This is a genomic window from Loigolactobacillus backii (assembly GCF_003946275.1).
Lineage (GTDB): Bacteria > Bacillota > Bacilli > Lactobacillales > Lactobacillaceae > Loigolactobacillus > Loigolactobacillus backii.
On the sequence record NZ_RHNQ01000050.1, the window covers coordinates 1 to 20732 of the forward strand.

The 20732-nt window shown below is 39.2% G+C and carries 18 protein-coding genes and 1 other annotated feature; of the genes, 9 read left to right on the top strand and 9 right to left on the bottom strand.

The window, feature by feature from the left end:
• Window positions 1-222: 222 nt before the first annotated feature.
• The 4 genes from EKM61_RS08845 to EKM61_RS08860 form a co-directional block, all read right to left on the bottom strand.
• A complete protein-coding gene (locus tag EKM61_RS08845) occupies window positions 223-1284 on the bottom strand; it encodes a hypothetical protein (protein WP_068225687.1) in 1062 nt (353 codons plus the stop codon).
• Window positions 1277-2167, bottom strand: coding sequence for a hypothetical protein (locus tag EKM61_RS08850; protein ID WP_068225686.1), 891 nt, complete (start codon window positions 2165-2167; stop codon window positions 1277-1279). Before EKM61_RS08850 ends, EKM61_RS08845 begins: the two co-directional genes overlap by 8 nt.
• Before the next feature lie 449 nt (window positions 2168-2616).
• Window positions 2617-3987, bottom strand: coding sequence for an FAD-dependent oxidoreductase (locus EKM61_RS08855; protein ID WP_068225685.1), 1371 nt, complete (start codon window positions 3985-3987; stop codon window positions 2617-2619).
• Between the two features lie 390 nt (window positions 3988-4377).
• Window positions 4378-4950, bottom strand: a complete 573-nt coding sequence (locus EKM61_RS08860) for a DUF2179 domain-containing protein (RefSeq protein WP_068225684.1) — start codon at window positions 4948-4950, stop codon at window positions 4378-4380.
• A gap of 279 nt (window positions 4951-5229) precedes the next feature.
• Between EKM61_RS08860 and EKM61_RS08865 the strand changes: the two genes are divergently transcribed.
• The 3 genes from EKM61_RS08865 to EKM61_RS08875 all read left to right on the top strand — a co-directional run bounded on the left by EKM61_RS08865 (window position 5230) and on the right by EKM61_RS08875 (window position 8745).
• Window positions 5230-6201: a hypothetical protein gene (locus EKM61_RS08865; protein WP_068225683.1), complete on the top strand. Its 972-nt coding sequence runs from the start codon at window positions 5230-5232 to the stop codon at window positions 6199-6201.
• 433 nt (window positions 6202-6634) lie between these two features.
• Entirely contained in the window at window positions 6635-8059 is a 1425-nt protein-coding gene (nhaC, locus tag EKM61_RS08870) for a Na+/H+ antiporter NhaC (protein WP_068225682.1), read from the top strand.
• 131 nt (window positions 8060-8190) lie between these two features.
• Window positions 8191-8745, top strand: coding sequence for an NUDIX hydrolase (locus EKM61_RS08875; protein ID WP_100070788.1), 555 nt, complete (start codon window positions 8191-8193; stop codon window positions 8743-8745).
• Between the two features lie 138 nt (window positions 8746-8883).
• Here the strand turns inward: EKM61_RS08875 and EKM61_RS08880 are convergent, their stop codons facing one another.
• From EKM61_RS08880 to EKM61_RS08895, 4 genes are all read right to left on the bottom strand, one after another.
• On the bottom strand, window positions 8884-9717 hold the full coding sequence (locus EKM61_RS08880; protein WP_068281208.1) for a transporter substrate-binding domain-containing protein: 834 nt from the start codon (window positions 9715-9717) through the stop codon (window positions 8884-8886).
• A 124-nt stretch (window positions 9718-9841) separates the two neighbouring features.
• Window positions 9842-10579 carry an amino acid ABC transporter ATP-binding protein gene (locus EKM61_RS08885; protein ID WP_068225679.1) on the bottom strand — a complete coding sequence of 246 codons (738 nt, stop codon included), beginning with the start codon at window positions 10577-10579 and terminating at the stop codon, window positions 9842-9844.
• A complete protein-coding gene (locus EKM61_RS08890; RefSeq protein WP_068225678.1) occupies window positions 10572-11261 on the bottom strand; it encodes an amino acid ABC transporter permease in 690 nt (229 codons plus the stop codon). Before EKM61_RS08890 ends, EKM61_RS08885 begins: the two co-directional genes overlap by 8 nt.
• A complete protein-coding gene (locus tag EKM61_RS08895) occupies window positions 11242-11901 on the bottom strand; it encodes an amino acid ABC transporter permease (RefSeq protein ID WP_075168897.1) in 660 nt (219 codons plus the stop codon). Before EKM61_RS08895 ends, EKM61_RS08890 begins: the two co-directional genes overlap by 20 nt.
• Window positions 11902-11962: 61 nt before the next feature.
• Window positions 11963-12204, bottom strand: a binding site (T-box leader).
• 418 nt (window positions 12205-12622) lie between these two features.
• On the opposite strand from EKM61_RS08895, the gene EKM61_RS08900 reads away from it, so the two are divergent.
• From EKM61_RS08900 to dhaM, 6 genes are all read left to right on the top strand, one after another.
• Entirely contained in the window at window positions 12623-13717 is a 1095-nt protein-coding gene (locus EKM61_RS08900) for an SLC13 family permease (protein ID WP_125636195.1), read from the top strand.
• Between the two features lie 45 nt (window positions 13718-13762).
• Complete coding sequence (locus tag EKM61_RS08905) at window positions 13763-14341, top strand: sugar O-acetyltransferase (protein WP_225359718.1); 579 nt, start codon at window positions 13763-13765, stop codon at window positions 14339-14341.
• 912 nt (window positions 14342-15253) lie between these two features.
• Window positions 15254-16948, top strand: coding sequence for a BCCT family transporter (locus EKM61_RS08910; protein ID WP_225359723.1), 1695 nt, complete (start codon window positions 15254-15256; stop codon window positions 16946-16948).
• A 199-nt stretch (window positions 16949-17147) separates the two neighbouring features.
• Window positions 17148-18152 carry a dihydroxyacetone kinase subunit DhaK gene (gene dhaK / locus EKM61_RS08915; protein WP_068225674.1) on the top strand — a complete coding sequence of 335 codons (1005 nt, stop codon included), beginning with the start codon at window positions 17148-17150 and terminating at the stop codon, window positions 18150-18152.
• Between the two features lie 228 nt (window positions 18153-18380).
• Window positions 18381-18965, top strand: a complete 585-nt coding sequence (dhaL, locus tag EKM61_RS08920) for a dihydroxyacetone kinase subunit DhaL (RefSeq protein ID WP_068225673.1) — start codon at window positions 18381-18383, stop codon at window positions 18963-18965.
• Entirely contained in the window at window positions 18962-19330 is a 369-nt protein-coding gene (gene dhaM / locus EKM61_RS08925; protein WP_068225672.1) for a dihydroxyacetone kinase phosphoryl donor subunit DhaM, read from the top strand. Before dhaL ends, dhaM begins: the two co-directional genes overlap by 4 nt.
• Window positions 19331-19456: 126 nt before the next feature.
• On the opposite strand, the gene EKM61_RS08930 is transcribed toward dhaM, so the two are convergent.
• A complete protein-coding gene (locus EKM61_RS08930) occupies window positions 19457-19999 on the bottom strand; it encodes a hypothetical protein (protein WP_068225671.1) in 543 nt (180 codons plus the stop codon).
• Window positions 20000-20732: the final 733 nt, after the last annotated feature.

Below are 20732 nucleotides of genomic sequence, written 5' to 3' on the forward strand. Positions count from 1 at the left end.
GTCTTTAATACTGAGCGCAAATTTTATATGATTGTCTATAGGGTTCACGGTTTTCTCATATCCTTTCAAATGATACTGTAGTGGGTGGATTTTTTGGATGAGGGCTGTGAGCTCTTTTTCTGTCCTTAAATTGTAAATTCAAAGGCACAAAAAATCCTGTTAATAGTTTACCATTTGTAAACTATCAACAGGAAAAAGTATAGAGCCACTTTTTTAGCCTTTTTAATTTGCTTGAATAGCGAGATCCAACCATTTACTAAAGAATGGATAGAGGTGATTCAATTCATAAATTTGGGTTTCTGGATCGGGATAGTGGAGGCTCAATGTTTCATTTTGTGAGTTAATTGTTAGTTCAAGTTCTTTTTGATTTGGTAATTCTAACTTATAAGTACCAATCGTACTACCAGTTTTCATTAAAATATTATTACTGGAAGAGGTCACAAAAAGATCCTCTAGACAAGGTAATGCATCAACTTCAACCGCCGAAATGGTTAAGGTTAATTCATGGTTTAGTAGATCAGGAATTGTTTCGGCTTCCCAAGTAAATAGACCACTATCGGATATTTTGGAACGGCCGAGATCCGTCACGTCATTTTTTTCATCATCGTTAACTTTAAAATGACGAACATCAAAATTGCCAATATTGATGCTAAGCTTGGCCGGTTCATGAACGTTATCAGTAACGATTGTCCGAGTTGAAAAGCTCTTGTCCGCCGGGAAAATAACTTTAAAGTTCAGGTTATTAACTGGTTGCAGGACAGTTTCCCGCGGTGTTTGAAATTGAATTTTAGCCGCATAAAGCAGTTTGATCATTTGCATAAGGGCAGGAAATTGTTCCTCATCCATAAAGTAGGCCTCAGAAGCGTTTTCTTTGATTTGTTGTAGCGTTGGTAAATGTTGGGCCGTTAAGTAAGCCTTGGCTGTCAACGCCTCGTTAATTGAAAATAAGATTGTGTTATTTTGACCGTCGTCACTAGCGTAGTTAAGATTGATTGCCAGCCGTTGATTAGTATCCGACGCAACATTCATCCAAATGTGTTCCAATAATTCAGCCTGGCTGATTAACTTATCGTTATTAAAGGCCTCCCAGATTTTATCGGCGAAAACGCGCGTATAACTGGCAGTTAGCTCTAGTAGTGCCTGATCATTTTGCATCCATTGTTGTTTATCAATAACGTACTGGCGCTGTTTTTGGTAAAGGGTCATCGTTGTTTGCCGAATTTGGCCAATATCTGCTGGTGCAGCAATTAGATCTCTTAGCTGTGGCTGGTTAAAATTAAGCATGCTGGTCATCTCCTTCGCTAGCTAGATTAGGTGCTACCTGAAGATTATCTAAATAGCTTTCTTGAATATGAACCAGTGCATTTTCAAATTGAGTTAGCGAGCTATACTGATTGACGATTGCTTGGTATTCGTAGCGAATGACGGCCACTTCAACTTCTAACTGTCGTTTTTGCTCATCATAATGGGTATCGGCCAATTGTTTGGCGGCGGTAAAACGAGTCTTTAGATCATCAATTTCTGCCGCATTTGGTGCGGGAGTGGTTGTTTCAGAGTCCGCGGTCTCTTCATTTCCAGAATTATTGTCCATAAAATTAAGTAAATTTTTTAAGCGGCCACTATTCTGTTGTGGTGCCTTATCCCGATTTAGGCGGGACTGTGCTACGGCAGAGTCCGCGTTTTCTGTTGCTCGATCTAGATCGGCATGTAATTCGTTGGCCTCTTGGTAAAGCTGCTCGTGTAATTGATCTAATCGATTCTGTAAGTAGTTATCATTGTCCTTTTCGTAACCTTCAAGCTCAGGGAGAATTTGTTGTTGCAATTCATCCGTTTGAATAATTTGTCGATTCCACACGTCTAAAACACCAAATTGACGACGGTGGTACCAATCACCAAACATAACAACTCCTTCACTGTTAATTTCGAAGAAAGGAATATAAGTGCGTAACCATTTGGTAAGGCCTCTTTGTAAATAGGCTTTAAGCTCAGCTTGTGCTTGTTTATCGTAGGCCAGAATATAGGCCGGTACTTCCGAGGTCTCTAAACGAAGAGATGAGGCCGTTGTATCAATTTTACGATAGAGTTCTAAATCTGAACGATCGTGCCATGCCTGCGCAAAATCGATAAAAAACTGTTTTTGGTAGTTTAAACATTTTTCCGTATCCATTAGCGAAACTCCCCCGAATTTTTATTTAATTAACGCCAGAACAGTTGCTTTGCGCCAAAGCTGTTAATTGTTATAACGTAAAATTATTCTCTATAATTCTATTCTACAGCTTTTGAACGGTGCTTGGAAAGGATTAATGTTGCTTTAGTAAGATTCCTAGTGTAATTTTAAAGATTATTATCAAAAAATGAAAGTAGCAGTATTTTTAGGGGAAACTTATTTTAAATTGTTGCCGGTTAATTTTGGATTTTCAGTTCTTTTTTTCAGGCTAATGTAAAAATTAGGTAGCTAAATAGAGGTAGGAGTGGAATAAAAGTCGCTTTTGGCGTACGTTCTAGAGTAATATGCACGGGGAAATAAAAACGAGGCTAGGATTTTTGTCCCAGCCTCGCCCCTATTAAAGTTATAACGTAAGAAAAGATTACTTTACAATACTTTAAAAAATTTAATTAGTCAGTAATTTGTTGGTGACCGTCTTCAATTGCCATTGCGTTTTGTGCTGCAACGTTCATGATATTCCACGGACGATTAAAGTTTGGCATAAAGAAGAAATCAGCATAAGCTAAATCGTCAATTGTCCACTTAGCAGAAATTGCAACGGAAATTGCGTTAATATTGGCTGTTTCATTTAAAGTAGACATGATTTGACCGCCTAAAACGCGACGAGTCTTTGGTTCGTAAATTAACTTAAACCAAACAGGAGCGTTACCAGCTTCATCAGGAACAAATGCTGGACGAGCAGTATCTTTGACTAAAACTGCTTTAACATCAAGGCCCATGAAGCCAGCAGTGGCTTCTTTAACACCTGTTGAAGCAAACTTATAGTCAAATAATGAGTAAGCCACTGAGCCATTAACACTTGGGACAGGTTGACTAGCATTAACTAAATTCTTACCAGCAAAACGACCTTGACGACGAGCATTGGTTGCTGATGGAATAGGAGCAAGTGCGTTTCCAGCAGGGCCAAATTTAACCATCGTTGCGTCACCAACAGCAAAAATATCGGGTTGGCTAGTTTGCATATATTCGTTAGTCTTGATTCGACCTTTTTTGTCTAATTCAAGCGTATCGCTCAACCAATCAGTTGCGTAGGTTGTACCAGTGGCCTCGACAACAAGATCAGCTGGATATTCACCCTTATCGGTAATAACCTTAGTAACTTTTCCGGCTTGACCTTCATAGCGCTGAACAGTTTGACCAGGAGCAGGCGTAATATTATGCTTAGTCATTTCATCCGTCAAGATATCGGTGAATTCTTTGTCTAAGTACGCTGAGAATAAACGATCAGGCTGGTCAATGAAAGTAACGTGTTTACCAGCAAGTGAGTAGATTTCAGCAAGCTCAATTCCAAAGCCGATAACGACAACGTTTTGGACGTCTGGATCAACGGTCTTTTGCTTGAGCTTAATTGCCCAATCACGACCACGCATGCTATAGATATTGTCTAGGTCACGGCCAGGAACCTTAAGTTCTGCAGGGTTGGCACCAGGACTAAGAACTAATTTATCGTAATTCTCGTCGCGTTCGGAACCATCATTATGATTTTGAACGTGAACAGTATGTTTTTTTGGATCAACTGCAGTGATTTCTTCACGAGTATAGACGTCAACACCCTTGGCCTTCATGCCTTCAGGAGTGGCATAGCGAACGCTGTTAACGTCCTTGACCACGCCCTCTAAGTAGAGCTGCATCCCACAAGATAGGAAGGAGAGAAAATCACCTTTTTCGTACCACTGAATTTTTGCGTCTGGATAGTCAGAAAGTGTCTCACGGACTGCCTCATAACCACCATGTGATGAACCGACAACAATAACCTTCATTAAAAATCAGCCTCCTAAATTTCATTTAGTACAAACTTATTATAGCAAGAAAACGTTTAATAGTATAGTTTTCTTTTAATAATCATTATCAACTGGAAAGACTGCTTTTACTTAGTTGCTGATTAATTAATGCTAAATTACAAATAAATAGTTATTCTAATTTAAGTCAGATTTAAAAATGGCTTTCATCAACATTTCATAACAAAACTGGCGTAAATGTATTTTTTCAAACACACTTACGCCAGTTTGGTCAAGAAATATTCTTGTAGAAGTGATTTTCAAACACAATTGTTGCCGAAAATCGGTAAATTCAAGCGACAAAGTTAGCGGGGGCAGCAATAATTTTCAATCGTAAAGTGGGATCTGGCTGCCTTGAGCTGGTTTCTGAATTTAATCCTTCTTTTTTTTCTTCATTACATTGCGAAAACGGTGATCAACTTCCTTGCTCCAAAACCCTCCAGAAAATTCAGTGGGCTCTTCAACCATGACAAATGCCTCTGGCGATAATTCCTTGATCGATTGCATTAAACGTTTATCGGCCTTCCGCGGTGCCAAAATGCTAAGAATTAAACGGGCACCATCACGACCGTAGCCCCAGGTTTCGGTGACACCATAACCACGGTCACGTAATTTTTCAGGTAAATCATGATTTTGTTGATAATTAGGTGCGTCATCGTTAATTTGGACGGTAACTTGGAAATTAACGTAACCTAAGGCCACCCGATCCTCCAACAAAATGCCGAGGTAAATCCCAATCCCGAAACCAATCGCATATGCAGCAACGTTAAGTGGTTTATCAATGTTCTGCAACGCGATTGCCAAAGCAATAACGTAAACTAATTCTTCGACAACGGCAAGTAAGGGTGCGAGATAACGCGAACGGCGAACAACTAACATTGTTCGTAAAGTATTTAATGTAATGTATCCGGCATTTAATAGTAAAATAGTTAAAGCAAGCTTCATAAAATCATCCTTTCGATTTAAACTAATGATTCTTCGGTCAGAATAAGTAAAGCATATCAAGTTTACGTGTTAAAAAGTAAAGATATGCTTGACCTAATACTGACACTAATTTGGTGAAATGGTAAATATAAATTGAATAATAAGTGAGTGTATCTGGTTTATACTGTAGGGAAGGCCAATAAGAAAATTAAAAATTGTGACATCTTTTAACCTAACAACAGTTAAGCAAATTTTATAACTAATCTGATATAAATCAACAATTATGAGGAGAAAAATAACGTGAGAAATGTTTATCGTGGTACTGTGGACCCTGCAATAACGACAGGTTGGGATTTTAATGGAACAAATGCCGCAAATTATTTACGAGCTCATTTAGATGGCGTTTGGCAAACTGCACAAACGCAAGGTGGCACTGGCCAACCACCGTTTACGTTAGAACAGGCGGAACTCGATAACTTGCAGACATTTACGCAATTTGATTTTAAAATTACGCGGCGTGCCGCACTTAATAGTTCCTTTGGTCAGTGGTACCAAGATTTTTTGGTTAATTTATTAACGAATAAAACAAAATTAAAATTTTGGCCAAAAAAGCAAATTACGGATCATGGTCTGGCGCATTTTAAGCACGATATGTATTATTGCTTATTGTTGGCGCAATTAGATCAAATGGCGCAGCGGGATGCGCTTGTTCTACTGTTAACCGCGGCGCTACATGATATCGGGCGTTTTGATAATACTGCAGAAACAAGTCACGGGGAGCTAGCAGTTGAAAATTTTTTGGCCTTATTTGAAATGACCAAGCAAACGGCCAATTATACGGCCCTGACGACGGCGTTTAATTTGCAGGTGTTAGCGCCATTAAATAGTACGAGTAATGCGCCTATTCCTGAGTTGACCAAAAATGATATGCACACAATTTTAGATCTAGTTGCGTATCATTGCCGTGATGAGCAGCAGGCAGCAGTGGATTTTAAGGCGGCGTATAACGATCGGGCTGCTGGACGCCGAATTAGATTGTTGGCCTACTTTAAAGATGCGGACGCACTAGATCGTGTTCGTTTTGCCGGGTTAGACGTAGGTTATTTACGGCAAGCGACTAGTAAGCGATTAGTTAGTATTGCGTGGCAGGCACAGGCAAAATTTAAAAAGATTAGCCATTTAGAGCGGGAGTGGGCCAAAAGTCGTTTTTGGGTTCACTGCGTAACGCAGGCTAATCCTCAGAAGCTAACCGCTTTTTCAAATACTCTTTAGATTAAAATTAAATGATAAAAATTAGTTGACACTCATTAATTAGCGTGATAAGCTCTTATTAATCTCATAAATGAACGTTGAACGTCATACATGAAGTAGTTTAATTATCTGGGTGTCAGAAAGTCGGTGGGTGCTGCGAATCGATCAGGATAATTTAACCAAATACTTTGGCGGAGTTTCAATTTTGAACGGCTAATAACTAGATTCCGTTATCATCTAGTGAGTGGAGGGTAAGTTTGACTTACTTTCAAACTGGGTGGTACCACGGTAAATCGTCCCTATTGCAATTATTTGCAGTAGGGATTTTTTTATGGCCAAAATTTTGAGAAAAGAGTGCGGATAAATGTTGAAAACTTGTGGTGGGATGCCTCGTTACTGATTTTTTAAACGAATTTGACAAAGTTGGTTTGAAAAATTGAAAGAGGTAAATAAAATGAAAAAAATTCAAAAAGTAAACGTTGTGGAAGCAGGTTTAATTTTAATCATCGTTTTAGGCATTATGGGTGTTGGCGTCATTGGTTTTGGTCTATCACCACAAGTTCCCGTAATGTTGGCGATGAGTGTTGTTATTCTGTGGGCCAAACTACGCCATTTTGATTGGGAAAGTGTGAATAGCGGGATTAAAGAAGGAATCGAAAAGGGCATCATTCCGATTTTTATTTTTATTTTAATCGGCGCCATGATTAGTACGTGGATTGCTTCAGGCACGATTCCATCTTTAATGGTACTTGGTTTTAAGATTATTAGCGTTCGCTGGTTCTTACCCTCAGTTTTTGTAGTTTGTACCTTAGTTGGTGCGGCAGTTGGGAGTGCCTTCACTGTTTCATCAACTGTCGGAATTGCATTTATGGGGATGGGAATTACGATGAATTTAAATCCGGCGATGGTTGCTGGTGCAATTATTTCTGGTGCAATTTTTGGCGATAAATTATCACCACTTTCCGAAACAAATAATTTGGCTTCGGCTGTCGTCGATACGGATCTTTTTCAGCACATTAAGAATTTACTTTGGTCAACGTTGCCAGCCGGTGTTTTAACGTTTATTCTATTTGCCATCATTGGTCACGACGATGCGACCACGAGTTTAGTCAAAATTAATCAAACTGTTGCTGTTTTGAACACACACTTTAACATTTCTTTTTGGGCAATTATTCCGATTTTACTAGTTTTTGTTTGTGCCGGTTTCAAAATGCCCGCCGTCCCAACGATGTTACTCAATGTTCTTGTGACTAGTGCCATGATTTTTATCGAACAACCTAGCCTCCCTATTAAACAGTTGGCGTCAATCATTACGGATGGCTTTGTAGCTAAAACTGGCAACGCTACGGTGAACACGTTATTATCTCGTGGGGGCATTGTTAGTATGATGCCAACCGTTGCGTTAATTGTTCTAACTCTGTCACTGGGGGGCCTATTAGTGAAGTTTGGTTTGATTAGCGCCGTAATGACGCCTTTAGCCAAACACTTAAATAGTGATGGTAAGTTAGTGACTGCCGGGATTGTTACTTGTCTTGGGGTTAATATCTTCGTTGGGGAACAATTTTTATCAATTATTTTACCTGGACGTGCGTTTAAAAAAGCGTTTAACGATGGCGGTTTGGCCAATGATGCCTTAGGGCGTGTACTTGAAGATGGTGGCACGGTCATTAACTACTTAGTTCCTTGGGGCGTTGGCGGTGTTTTCTTAGCAAATACGCTTGGGGTACCAACGATTCATTACTTACCATTTGTTTTTTTTAGTCTTTTGTGCCCAGTATTATCGATCTTAAGCGGTTTTACTGGTGTAGGTTTAAAACATTTGCAACCTAAGACCAAAAAAGTACCTTCCGCTGATTTGCAAAATTCTTCAGTAAACTAAAATAATTAACAAGGATAGTGCCGGAAATTCAATCATTAACTGAGTTTCCGGCACTATCTTTGTTAGTTAGGTCGACTATAATTTCGTACGTGCCTTATACTAAGAGTAAACGTGAAATGAGGGGATTAAAGATGACAGTAAAAATTGGCCGTCAGGGAAATATTTTAGCGGAGAAGGTGCTCTACGTTGGACCTATTTTTAGTCTAGTTCAGCAGAAGATTAAAACGCCTGATGATTTAACCATTCAGCGGGATGTTGTGCAGCACCGGCCGGCAGTGGCAATGTTGGCAATGACCTCTGATCAGCAAGTCTTGATTAATGTCGAATACCGGGCTGGTACTAATTCAGAGAATATAGCTTTGCCTGCTGGTTTAATTAATCCAGGTGAAGACGTTTTAGCAGCCGCTAAACGTGAACTTCAAGAAGAAACGGGCTATGTTGCGACCAACTTGCGTGAAATGACAACTGTGACGTCATCAGAAGGCTTCACGGATGAAAAGGTAACCTTAATTTTAGCTGATATTTCCCGGGAAATGTTGGCCGCCAAACACTTTGATCAAGATGAGTTTGTTAACAGTCAATTAATGCCGTTCACAAAGGTCAAAGAATTGGTCCAGCAAGGTGTTATTCACTCTGCCCAAACAGTTTCTGCAATTGGTTACTATCTGGCTTTTATGCAGAAATAAAAATCTGGTCATAACTGGTTGTTATTATTTATATGGACAGAAGAGATCCGAAAAATTACGAAACCAAACTCAATAAAAGAGGTCGCCCGAATTAGATTTTTACCTAATTCGGGCGACCTCTTTACTATTTTATAAATTTTATTTAGTGATAATAATATCTTTTGCTGAAACATCAGAACCAAAGTATGGTTTGAGGTTTTGGTTGTAATCAGTCTTGAAGAAACCGTTCTTGTTTAATTTGTTGATTTCTTTATTTGTCCAGTTCAACAAGCTGGTATTGCCTTTCTTGATCCCAGGAGCAATGTACTGATTAGGGCCTAAATGCTTGATACCAACCTTGTAGTTAGGGTGATTCTTAACCCAAGCGTAAAGGTATGAATTATCATCAGCCAGAGCAACGGCACGGCCATTTTTCAAAGCGTTAAATTGCTGTGTTTTTGAATCGTATTTTTGTAATTGAACTTTTGGTTGTTTTTGGGTGAAGTAACTCTCAGCCGTTGTTCCTTTAGTAACAATTAAGTTTTTACCGTCCAACTGGTTCACCTTTGTAATTACTTTTTTCTTAGGTGAAACGACACCAACTGAGACTTTCATGTAAGGTTTAGCAAAAGCAACAACTTGTTTACGTTCAGGGGTGACGGTGAAGTTGGCCAAAACAATATCAACTTTGTTTGATTTTAAGGCATCAACACGGCTATCGGCGTTAACCTGAACAAATTTCACTTTGGTATTTAAATCTTTACCAATTTGTTTAGCTAAGGCAATGTCGTAACCAGTTCGTTTGCCATCCTTGTTAACCCAGCCGTAAGGTGGTAAATCGCCAAAGACGGCGACTTTAATTGTGCCTCGTTTTTTAATTGCGCTAACACTAGAAGGGTTACTAGCAGCCTTAGTTGGTTGCGGTGTTGTAAAAGCTAATGCAAAAACTGATGCTGCGGCGAGTAAGCCGGTTAAAATTCTTCCTTTTTTCATAAAAAATCAACCTCCAAAATAATTTTAAATTTACTACCCAGATTTTTGGCGCACGTTTTAGACTAACGATCGGAAATGGTCAGAGACTAGCCCTTTTGTTCCATTTCGAAACACGACTTAAGCTTTAAAATGCCATACTATCAAGAAATTCACGGGCCCGATCGGTTTGTGGATGCGTAAAGAATTGCTTTCCCTGGGTTTTCTCCAAAATAGCACCGTCCTCTAAAAATAAGACGTTGTCAGCAATCTGTTGTGCAAAGTTCATTTCGTGCGTTACAACTAACATAGTCATTTTACGTTTTGCTAAATTTAGCATGACTTCCAAGACACCACGAACCATTTCTGGATCAAGGGAAGCCGTTACTTCATCAAATAACATGAATTCAGGGTTTAACGCTAATGCGCGAACAATTGCGATCCGCTGTTTTTGGCCGCCAGATAATTGCCGGGGAAAAGCATCCGCGTAATCAGTTAAATCAACCTCTTTTAAAAGTTGTGTTGCCTGTTTTAAGGCCTCGGTTTTGCTACGTTTTTGAACCTTTAAGGGACCTAGCAAAATGTTGTCGATAACTGTTAAATTTGGAAAAAGATCGTAACTTTGAAAAACCATTCCAATTTTCTGACGTAGCTGTTGCCAAGTTTTAGGCGTTGGTTTAATTGGTTGGTCTTCAAAGCTTAATTGCCCACTTTGAAATTCTTCCAAGCCGTTAAGACAACGAATCAGCGTGCTTTTACCAGAACCAGATGGTCCGAGTAGAACAGTTACACTACCTGGAGTAACTGAAAAATTAATATCGTGGAGCACTTGTTTTGTGCCGTAAGCCTTATTTAAGTGTTCAACTTTAAGTAATGTATCAACCATTATTACGTAGTTTCTCCTTTCGCTCAATATGCCGGGCCCAAACGGATAGTGGGTAACATAAGATGAAGTATAAAATAAAGATAAAACCGTAAATCCAAAAGGCACCGTTTTGATAATGTTGGTTATTGGCTTCAATAATTTGTTGACCAACATTGATGACGTCCATAACACTAATTAATAGTAGAAGTGAAGTTGTTTTAATTACCCGCGTCGTTAAATTAATAGTTGCTGGAATCATTAACTGAATTGATTGGGGTAATAAAACGTAACGGTAAAGCTGTGGGGTTGTTAAACCAATTGCTTTACCTGCATCAACTTGGTGCCTAGGAACTGAAATTAATCCACTGCGGACAATGTCACTCATCTCAGCTGCGACCCATAAGGTAAAGACTAAGGTGGCAACCACTTCGGCGTTTAAGTTGATGTGAAAATTTTGTGGCAAGATATAATAGAACAAAAATAAAAGAACGACCGTCGGAACAATTCTGAAAAATTCTAAGTAAAGGCGCAAAATTACGCGTAGCAGCGGATTTTTTAACGTTCGCAGCATTCCTAAGATAATGCCAAGTAGAATGCCTAGCACAATTGCGATGAAAGCAATTTTAGCGGAGATCCAAAGTCCACCTAGAAGGCGAGTGAGATTACGACCTTCGAATAAAATATTAATGCCCGAATGTGCCATAACGAGCCCTCCTTTCCAACCAAGTTAAAATAAGCGACAGTGGAATGAGGATAATCGCGTAGCCAATCACCAAAACAAACAGTGATTCATCGGTGTGATAGTACATGCCAATCTGGTCTAAAGCAGTGTTGGTTAATCCCGGAATAGCAATCACCGTAAAAATTGATGTTTCTTTAATTAAAAAGATGACATTTGCCGCAATTGCGGGAACACTTAGAGCCAGTCCCTGTGGAAAAATAACGTAACGGGCCAGTTGGAGGTTAGAAAGGCCAATTGCCTTGCCAGATTCAATCTGAACCTTAGGAACACCGTCCAGACCACCAGAAAAAGCTTCGGCCATGTAACTACCGCCAAGAAATACGAGACCAATAATACCGCTAGTTTGAGCCGGAATTTTTAGTCCAATTTCGGGAAACGCATAATAGATAAAAAATAATTGAATTAATAAAGGCGTGTTACGGGATAATTCAATGTAGATATTTACCAGTTGTTTGGCCACTGGTATTTGAAAATAACGAATGAAACTTGCGAAAAGCCCCAGTAGACTAGCACCAATAATACCGTAGCACGATAATTTTAGTGTGAGCCAGAAGGCCTTCTCAAAAATAGGTAAACTCTGTTGGATCACAGTCCAACTCATATAAACACCTCCAAAAGCTAACCGTTAAAAAAACAAAAACGTCCCAACATTGTCGACACAATGTTGGGACGTTTTGTCGTGTTACCACCCAATTTTGTTTAAATTTCATAATTTAAACCTCAAACAGTACACCAAAGCTGCAGTAATACTGTGGCAATATAACGTTTGCTAACGGATTTCTAGCCAATTGACCAGCACATCAAGGCTCGGAGATCATCTTCAAACCAACTTAATTACTTCTTTGCAGCTGCCGAAGCTCTCTGTGAAATAAATTGGATTTACTCTTCTCTTCATAGCCAAATATTAACTTGGTTTTAATAATACACGCATTTTTCAGGCTGTCAACCATCTAAATTCTCATAAAGCAAATTGAACTAGGTTAACTGAGCTAGAGCCTAGGTCTGTTTGGAAAATAACTTTACGAGTTCTTTCTTAATCAATTTAGTATAAGCTTGTGTGAAAAAATAGGTTCCGGTGCTTGCCATAGTTGAATGGACAACGGGGAGCATCAAGATTATTAGTGTTTTGTACTGCGACTCGGACTTCGGTTTATCTTAGTCCGATAGATATTGTAGGCAAAGCTACTCATAATCCTCAATTGCGGAGTAAAATCCAACCACTTTTCGAAACACTCTTGGCCAGTTCAACTTGTGCTGTATAAAATTTGCGTTATGCAACTTTCACATGGCAGACTAGAGGTAAAGCAAAAGTGGGTGGGAGGATGTTAAGTCGATTACGGCACGACAAATTATTAGTGTGTGCGCTGATTGTTGCATTATTCAGCCTATTACTAAGTCAGCCAAAGTGGTCGGACATTAATAGCACAATGCTGCTTACTTTGTTTTCATTGTTATTGTTGGTTAAAATTTATCAGGCAATGCATGTTTTAGATTATTGGGCAATTTACTTAGTTAAACGAAGTCGGCATTTTCGCCAATTACAGGGATACTTAATTTTGTTAGCCTTTTTTAGTGCGATGTTTTTAACCAACGATGTTGCGATTATTACCTTTGTACCACTATTGTTATTGATAGCGACTAAATTAAAATTTGCGACACCAGTGCCAGTCACCTTAATTACCATTGCGGCTAATTTAGGCAGTAGTTTTACGCCGTTTGGAAATCCGCAAAATCTTTTTCTACTCTCCCATTACCGACTCTCGATTGGCACCTTTTTTCGCATGTCGGCGCCGCTGATGCTTGTCAGTCTACTATTACTTTTAAGTACGTTATTATTTTTTAAAAAGACACCACTAACGTTGCCTAAATTGAAAACAATCAAGGTGGATAAATCACCACTGTTGTACTTAATTCCAGTGACACTTTTAACTTTTTCAGTTGTTTTTTCGTTGGTGCCAAGTTTTGTGGCCGTCCTTGCAGTTGTCTTGGCCGCGTTATTGTACCGACCCAAGTTACTAAGTGAAGTGGACTATGGATTATTGTTAACCTTTGTCTGTTTCTTTATTGCCGTTGGGAATATTGGACGGTTTGCGCCAGTTGCCCACTTTTTTTCCGTATTGGAGCGAAAAGAGTGGTTGGTTTATTTAAGTGGACTCTTAACTAGTCAAGTTATTAGTAATGTGCCAGCCGTTGTTTTGCTAGCCAAGTTTACACAGCAAGTTCACGCTTTATTTTTAGGAGTTAATATTGGCGGGATTGGAACACTTCTGGCTTCCTTAGCGAACCTTTTAGCCTATAAACAATACCGGCTTAATACCAATACGCCCAATGATCATTTCCTCAGAACTTTTGCCATTATCAATGGCCTGTTTTTAATCATACTTGGTGCGATTGGATATTTATTACTACAATTTTAAAATGCTGATTTACCATTTTTTAAGGTTTATGTTAGCATTAGAAATATGAAAAAAGAAATGAAAACAAATCGCACAGAACGTGAAAAGATGACTGCCGGCGAACCTTACAAACAATTTGATCCAGAGTTGATTAAACGTCGTGTATTTATGCGGCAACAATTACAAGAGGTCAATCAGATTACTGATAACGATGATCGAAATCAACGTTTTAAAGAATTATTGGCTGCTACTGGGGACGACTTTTTTGTTGAAAGTGACTTTAAATTTGATTACGGCTTCAATATTCACATTGGGGACCACTTTTATGGTAATTATGACATGACATTCTTAGATACCTGTCCGATTACAATTGGTGATCATTGTTACTTTGGCCCCAACATTGGTTTGTACACGCCAGTGCACCCAATTACTGCAAAAGAGCGTAACGCTGATGTTGAGATGGGCGCACCAATTACGATTGGTAACAGTTGCTGGTTTGGCGGGCGAGTAACCGTCTTACCTGGGGTAACCCTTGGAAATCGAGTTGTTGTCGGTGCCGGCTCAGTTGTGACCAAATCATTTGGTGATGACGTTGTTATTGCTGGTGATCCCGCGCGAATTATTCGGGAGATTAAGCAAGATTGATTTAAGGCGTGTTAATTCTGCCTTGGAATTGATTTGGTTAGCGCTGCCGATTGAACCGAGATAAATCAAGATTCGATTCGCAGTAAAATTGCTGCTTTCAAAAAGGAAATAAAGTAGTGGTCAATTTTGTGCACTACATAACGCTAATTTGGCCAAAATTACTGCTTAAAAAACAGTTCTCAGGTACCACCTAAATAAAACAGCAATTACATGTGAATTTATTATTGCTATGTGCCACTATAGCGCTGTTTACAGCGCTAAATAGTGGCACTTTTCATTTTCCATAATTAATAATAATGATAAATAAATCATTATGAAAAGGCTAACTGTTTGCAAAAATAAGCCTGATTCTAGGCATTTATAACCGATAGCATGTTTACTATCTAGATGATAAGTGTATACTGGATTTGTGATAATAGAATAAATTAACTAATTAACTGAGCTGGTTGAATTGTACAAAATCAATTTCACAAAGTGGTTAGCGTAAATTTAGTTCAGATAAAAGAGGGGGAAACAACCATGTCTCGACCGGCCGAACTCTAGATTGATTAATTAAGTTTAATCGATCTAAAATTTGACCCGCCATTAACCGAAATTCGCCGGAGTTCACGGCATAACCGTTGATGTGAAAGAATGGATTGTTAAAGAAAGAAGGCAATGCTATCGCTACCTTTAAAGGGAGTGTGTAACAAAAATTGGTTAAATTTTGCGAATAATTAACAGTATTCGTTTTAATGCTCAAACTAGGTCTAAATTTTGGGCTCTAATTGGCATTAGATTTAACTTTTCTGGTGAATGTTTCGTCGGTTAATCGACGTAAATGTTACTTAGCTATTTTGTTACATTCTCTTCGGTTTAGTTCTACTTATCAGTTGAATTATTCACTTAACTAGGATGATCAGTGACGTGGTTATGATGGTTAAGCTGAATGTTGATCAGGTAAATTGGACTATTGCTAGTGATAGGAAAATTATTTTAAAGAGAAAAAATATTGATAAAGTTGTTTTTGTACCAACAGCGATTTTGTTTGTTATTGCATCACTCGTTTTAATTCTTGGTGGTAGTTCGCTGCAACAGGGAATTAACTCATTGATGGCTTCAATTACGAATAATATGGGCTGGCTGTATTTGTCGGTTTATGTGATTAACTTTATCTTTTTTATTTATTTGGCCGCAAGCCACTACGGAAAGATTCAGTTAGGTAAAACCAAAACTGGTAAACCCGAATATAGTAATTTTCAGTGGGGTAGTATGGTCTTTGCGACGGCCATTGATGCTAGTATTTTGATGTTGAGCATGGTAGATCCAATTCGTTTTCTACAACACCCAGCATTTGGGATTAAACCATTTTCAGAGAAGGCCTACTCGTTTGCTAGTATGTTTGGCCAATTTGATTGGGGTCCCATGGCTTGGTTGATGTTTGCTTCGGCAACCATCGCAATTGCCTACGCAATGTACGTTAAGCACCGGAATATTCAGCGTTTAAGTGAGGCAATTACCTTGCTTGACGGTGACGGACTAGTAAAACATAGTTTACGGACTTTTATTGATTTCTTAGTTGTTGTCGGTATTATGGGTGGCATTGGTTCTTCAGTTGGGATGGAAATCCCGGTATTATCAAAGGTAATTAGCTCCTCAACTGGGATTCCAAACAACTTATGGTTGACACTTGCACTATTTGTTATTTTATTGGCGTTATTTGCCACAACCGTTATGGGAGGATTAAAGGGCGGTATTGATCGCTTGAGTTCAGCCCATATCTGGACTGCATTAGGCTTCTTAGTGTTTATTTTAATTGTAGGACCAACCCTTTACATTTTAACTACTGAAGGACATAGCTTGGGTATTTTAGGAACTCATTTTGCGGCCTTAAGTACTAACATGGTATCTAATGTTGGTTCTGGATTTGCCAAGAGTGAGACGATCTTCTACTGGGGCTGGTGGTTATCTTACATGCCATTTACAGGCTTGTTCATTGCCCGAATTTCCAAAGGCCGGACAATTCGTCAGGTTATTGTCGGTATGGTTGTATTTGGGGCCTTGGGCTGCATGAGCTTCTACGCTATCTTAGGTGGCTATTCGTTATATTTGCAGCACGCTGGTATTTTAAATTTGGCTCATATTTTAAACACGCAGGGACAGGCCGCGGTGATTGCGAGCGTTATTTCGACGTTACCACTTAAATCACTCGTCCTTATCTTCTATAGTATTTCGTGTTTTATCTTCTTGGCTACAACAATTTCATCATCCGCCTTCATTGTTTCTTCATTGACTAGTTTGAAGTTAAAGGCCAGTGAAGAACCAAGCCGATTTAACCGAATGATCTGGGTATTAATTTTTATCCTCTTTGCTTTTGGGATCGTTATGGTTGGTGGTTTTAAAACCGTTCAAACTATTTGTACAATGGCTGGTTTCCCACTTATCTTTGTTTGTCTGTTACTTTTGGGCTCAATTGTCAAAATGGTTTATACAGATAAAACAGTGGCAGTACAAAGACGAAAGAAATGGGCTGTTAATTTGGAACGTGATGCCGAAGTCGATTTTGATCAGGTTCGTTTTGAACAAGAACGACATACGCCTGCGCAAACGGCGTCAATTCAAAATTGATCTATCTATGACGTGAAATTTTTGAATTAAACTAATAATTAGAATGAGGGCTGGCCGAACGCCGCCCTTTTTTATTAGGAATAATTTAAGTAGGCTGATTGGCCAAAGTTGCTTGAAGTTGTACTTGTTTATAAGTTGTGGAATGGACTTCCGATGCTCTATAATGACGTCGAACGACAAATAGAAAGGTGTGTATTTGTTGAAAAAAATCATGAATGATCCGAAGAATATTGTTGCCGAAATGGTTGAAGGCATGGTTCGTGCCTACCCACAATTTGTTGAAAGATTGCCAGAGACGGAAGCGTTAGTTCGTAGTGACAAGTCCTCAATGACGGGGAAAGTTGGTCTGATTAGCGGCGGTGGTAGCGGCCATGAGCCAACGCACGCCGGTTTTATCGGTGAAGGAATGCTATCGGCTGCTGTTTGCGGTCAGGTTTTCACGTCGCCAACACCTGATCAAATTTACGCCGCAATCAAAGCGGCCGATCAAGGAAAAGGTGTTTTTATGGTCATCAAGAACTACTCTGGTGATGTCATGAATTTTGATATGGCCAAAGATATGGCCGATTTAGATGGCATTGAGGTTAAATCGATTACCGTTGATGATGACATTGCGGTTGAAAATAGCACCTTCACACAAGGTCGGCGGGGGGTTGCCGGGACCATTTTCATGCATAAGATACTTGGAGCGGCAGCCGATCAGGGCGCCTCACTAACTGAGCTAGAAACATTGGCCAAGAAAGTACTGCCAAATATTAAAACAATTGCCGTTGCCTTAAGCGGCGCGACAGTTCCAGAAGTTGGTAAACCTGGCTTTACATTAGCTGATGATGAATTGGAATACGGTGTTGGTATTCATGGAGAACCAGGCTACCGAAAAGAAAAGATGCGGCCATCGAAAGATTTAGTTAAAGAATTGTTAGGCAAGTTGAAGGCGGCATTTAATTACCAGGCTGGAGATAAATTTGCGGTTTTAGTTAACGGTATGGGTGCAACTCCACTCATGGAACAATTCGTTTTTATGCGCGATGTTTTAAATCAGTTGAAAGATGAGGGTGTCAACGTAGCCTTTACTAAAGTAGGCAATTACATGACGTCCTTAGACATGGCTGGTGTTTCCTTAACGTTATTTAAATTAACTGATGATTCGTGGTTAGACAATTTAAATTATCCAGTTAATACGATTGCTTGGACGCAAAAATAGACTTTAAGAATTGAGGAGGGCCATGTTTCGAGTGGGCGAAGTGAGCACTAGGAGAATGGTCATCATCCGAAAATAAGATTTTTGCGGTGACGCAAAAATAGACCTTAAGAATTGAGGAGGGCCATGTTTCGAGTGTGCGCAGTGAGCACTAGGAGAATGGTTATCATCCGAAAAAAGGATTTTTGCGCTTGGCAAAAATAGACCTTAAGAATTGAGGAGGTTGGTTTTATGTTAACTACTGATATCATTTTGACTTGGATTCATGATTTCGATAAAAAAATCAGTGAAAAAAAAGATTATTTAAGTGAATTAGATACACCAATTGGTGACGGGGACCACGGTAATAATTTGGCCCGTGGTGCGGAAGCAATTGAGGCTGCCTTGAATAAAGAAACCCCTGCCGATGCTACCGCGGCCTTGCGTGCCATTGCAATGGCATTGGTCAGTAAGGTTGGTGGCGCTTCGGGCGCATTGTACGGCACGGCCTTTTTGGAAATGGCCAAGACAAGCCGGGACACGACGAAGACGGCCGATTTATTGGCCGCCGGTTTGGCAGGCTTACAAAAGCGTGGTGGTGCAACTACGGGTGAAAAAACGATGATTGATGTGTGGGCGCCAGTTGTTACAGCAACTAAAGGTGGTCAATTAACACAGAAAATTATTGATGATGCTGTTGCAGCAACCAAGCCAATGCGGGCAACAAAAGGGCGTGCGTCTTACGTTGGTGATAGTTCCATTGGACACTTAGATCCTGGTGCTGTATCAAGCGGCTATTTGTTCACGAGTCTTTTGGAAGCTGGAGGTGCTAAATGAGCTTAGGTGTAGTGGTTGTATCACATGTTCCGGACATTGCGGCGGGTATTAAAACACTGCTAACCCAAATCGCGGCAGATGTTTCCATCACAATTGCAGGTGGAACAGATGATGATGAAGTGGGAACTAGTATTAATAAGATCCAACGTGCGTTTACCGAAAATACGGCCGATGAATTATTAGCTTTTTATGATTTAGGTAGCGCCAAAATGAATTTAGAAATGGCAATGGATTTAAGTGATAAAACAATTCATTTATATAATACGGCTTTAATTGAGAGTGCTTATACGGCGGCCGCATTGATTCAGGCGGGAACTGATTTGGCTGAAATTGAAGCCCAGTTAGCGCCGCTTAAAATAAAGTAGCAATTTGCTTTCAATTTTTACGTCAAAAAGCGGAATTTACGTACTGGCCTCAATAAATAAAAAGACGATCCAACTTTGAGTACATAGTTACACTCAAAGTTGGATCGTCTTTTTGATTTATTAAGACTAAAAACGATTATAAGTAATTTGACCGCTCTTTGCGGTAAGCAACCGTTCTTTTTGGTTGTTAGAACTATAAAGCGTTACGGAAGTCCCATTGGCAGCCTGACTGGCCTTAATAATGTAAGGAGCTAAACGATTTGTGACAAAACCAGCTTTGTCATTATTTTTGAGTGCTTTTTTTACTGCAGTGATTGTGGTTGGTTGCGCTGGTTGTAATGAAAAGCCAGTTGTATTTAATTTGGCGCGAAGGCCGCTACCGGTAATAGCAGTGCGAACGTCAGGCAAATAATTGGCGGGGTTTTGACGTTGCGCGACGATAATGCTATCTCGGTGAGTATCGCCGGACTGATTAGAGCTAGCAGGAACTTCGTGTGCTTTGAAGCCATTAGTTGATTTAGTTGCATTAGAAGACGCGTAATTTTTTCGATTAATTTTAGTTGAATCATTTGTTTGTGGTTGGTTTTGTGATTCGGTATTTTGTTTGTGACAGCCACTGAGCAATAACGGTAAAAACAAGAGCAGTGCTATCTTGACCCAATTTTTCATTACTGTTCCCCCAAGCTCATTTCGTGAAGCCAATTAATAATTAAGGACTGGTAAAAATGACTATCAAGTAGTTTTTAGCCCTTACCAGAAAATTGATTATGTAGCTTTCAGCCTCTATCTTACTGAATATTTACCGATAAAGCCATTATTTACGGTAAGTTTAGTGATTATCTTAGTGGAATTTAGTGAAACAAAATTTTAGAAAATACGTTTATCCTAAATTGGTCAGAAAACTATTAGTAAAAGTATTTTCGAAACACGACCCAGGTTAGATGTAAAAATTATTTTTGCTAATGTTTCCCGATCAAACTCCCCATAAACGTGTCCAAGGCGTGAATGCTTCTCCAAATATTTCTTAAATTAAATCCTTTTTTGAAGAAATCATGAAATTATTATGACGAAATATTACGACTAAATGACAATGTTGCGAATTTAGGGAAAATTGTAACCTCTTAGGCATTTGTTTGTTACAGTTTCTTACTATAATAGGCATTGTTGTCAGAACCAAACGGAACAACTTAAGTAACTATAAATTCAAATTAATCATAATAACTTAAAAAAACTAATTTCAGGAGTGATTTATTATTAAACTTACAAAACGGACAAAAACTTTATTATTAACAACTGCTGGTGCAGCTGGTTTATTGGTTGGTGGTGTTCAGGCCGCTAATGCCGCTACAGTTACTGCTAAAGCAGGCGATACTGTATCAGGGTTAGCTAAACAATATGGTTC

Bases quoted from the DNA above. Each gene is read 5' to 3' on its own strand.
- EKM61_RS08845 (WP_068225687.1), bottom strand. From the start codon at position 1,284: ATGCTTAATTTTAACCAGCCACAGCTAAGAGATCTAATTGCTGCACCA.
- EKM61_RS08850 (WP_068225686.1), bottom strand. From the start codon at position 2,167: ATGGATACGGAAAAATGTTTAAACTACCAAAAACAGTTTTTTATCGAT.
- EKM61_RS08855 (WP_068225685.1), bottom strand. From the start codon at position 3,987: ATGAAGGTTATTGTTGTCGGTTCATCACATGGTGGTTATGAGGCAGTC.
- EKM61_RS08860 (WP_068225684.1), bottom strand. From the start codon at position 4,950: ATGAAGCTTGCTTTAACTATTTTACTATTAAATGCCGGATACATTACA.
- nhaC (WP_068225682.1), top strand. From the start codon at position 6,635: ATGAAAAAAATTCAAAAAGTAAACGTTGTGGAAGCAGGTTTAATTTTA.
- EKM61_RS08875 (WP_100070788.1), top strand. From the start codon at position 8,191: ATGACAGTAAAAATTGGCCGTCAGGGAAATATTTTAGCGGAGAAGGTG.
- EKM61_RS08880 (WP_068281208.1), bottom strand. From the start codon at position 9,717: ATGAAAAAAGGAAGAATTTTAACCGGCTTACTCGCCGCAGCATCAGTT.
- EKM61_RS08885 (WP_068225679.1), bottom strand. From the start codon at position 10,579: ATGGTTGATACATTACTTAAAGTTGAACACTTAAATAAGGCTTACGGC.
- EKM61_RS08890 (WP_068225678.1), bottom strand. From the start codon at position 11,261: ATGGCACATTCGGGCATTAATATTTTATTCGAAGGTCGTAATCTCACT.
- EKM61_RS08895 (WP_075168897.1), bottom strand. From the start codon at position 11,901: ATGAGTTGGACTGTGATCCAACAGAGTTTACCTATTTTTGAGAAGGCC.
- EKM61_RS08900 (WP_125636195.1), top strand. From the start codon at position 12,623: ATGTTAAGTCGATTACGGCACGACAAATTATTAGTGTGTGCGCTGATT.
- EKM61_RS08905 (WP_225359718.1), top strand. From the start codon at position 13,763: ATGAAAAAAGAAATGAAAACAAATCGCACAGAACGTGAAAAGATGACT.
- EKM61_RS08910 (WP_225359723.1), top strand. From the start codon at position 15,254: ATGATGGTTAAGCTGAATGTTGATCAGGTAAATTGGACTATTGCTAGT.
- dhaL (WP_068225673.1), top strand. From the start codon at position 18,381: ATGTTAACTACTGATATCATTTTGACTTGGATTCATGATTTCGATAAA.
- dhaM (WP_068225672.1), top strand. From the start codon at position 18,962: ATGAGCTTAGGTGTAGTGGTTGTATCACATGTTCCGGACATTGCGGCG.
- EKM61_RS08930 (WP_068225671.1), bottom strand. From the start codon at position 19,999: ATGAAAAATTGGGTCAAGATAGCACTGCTCTTGTTTTTACCGTTATTG.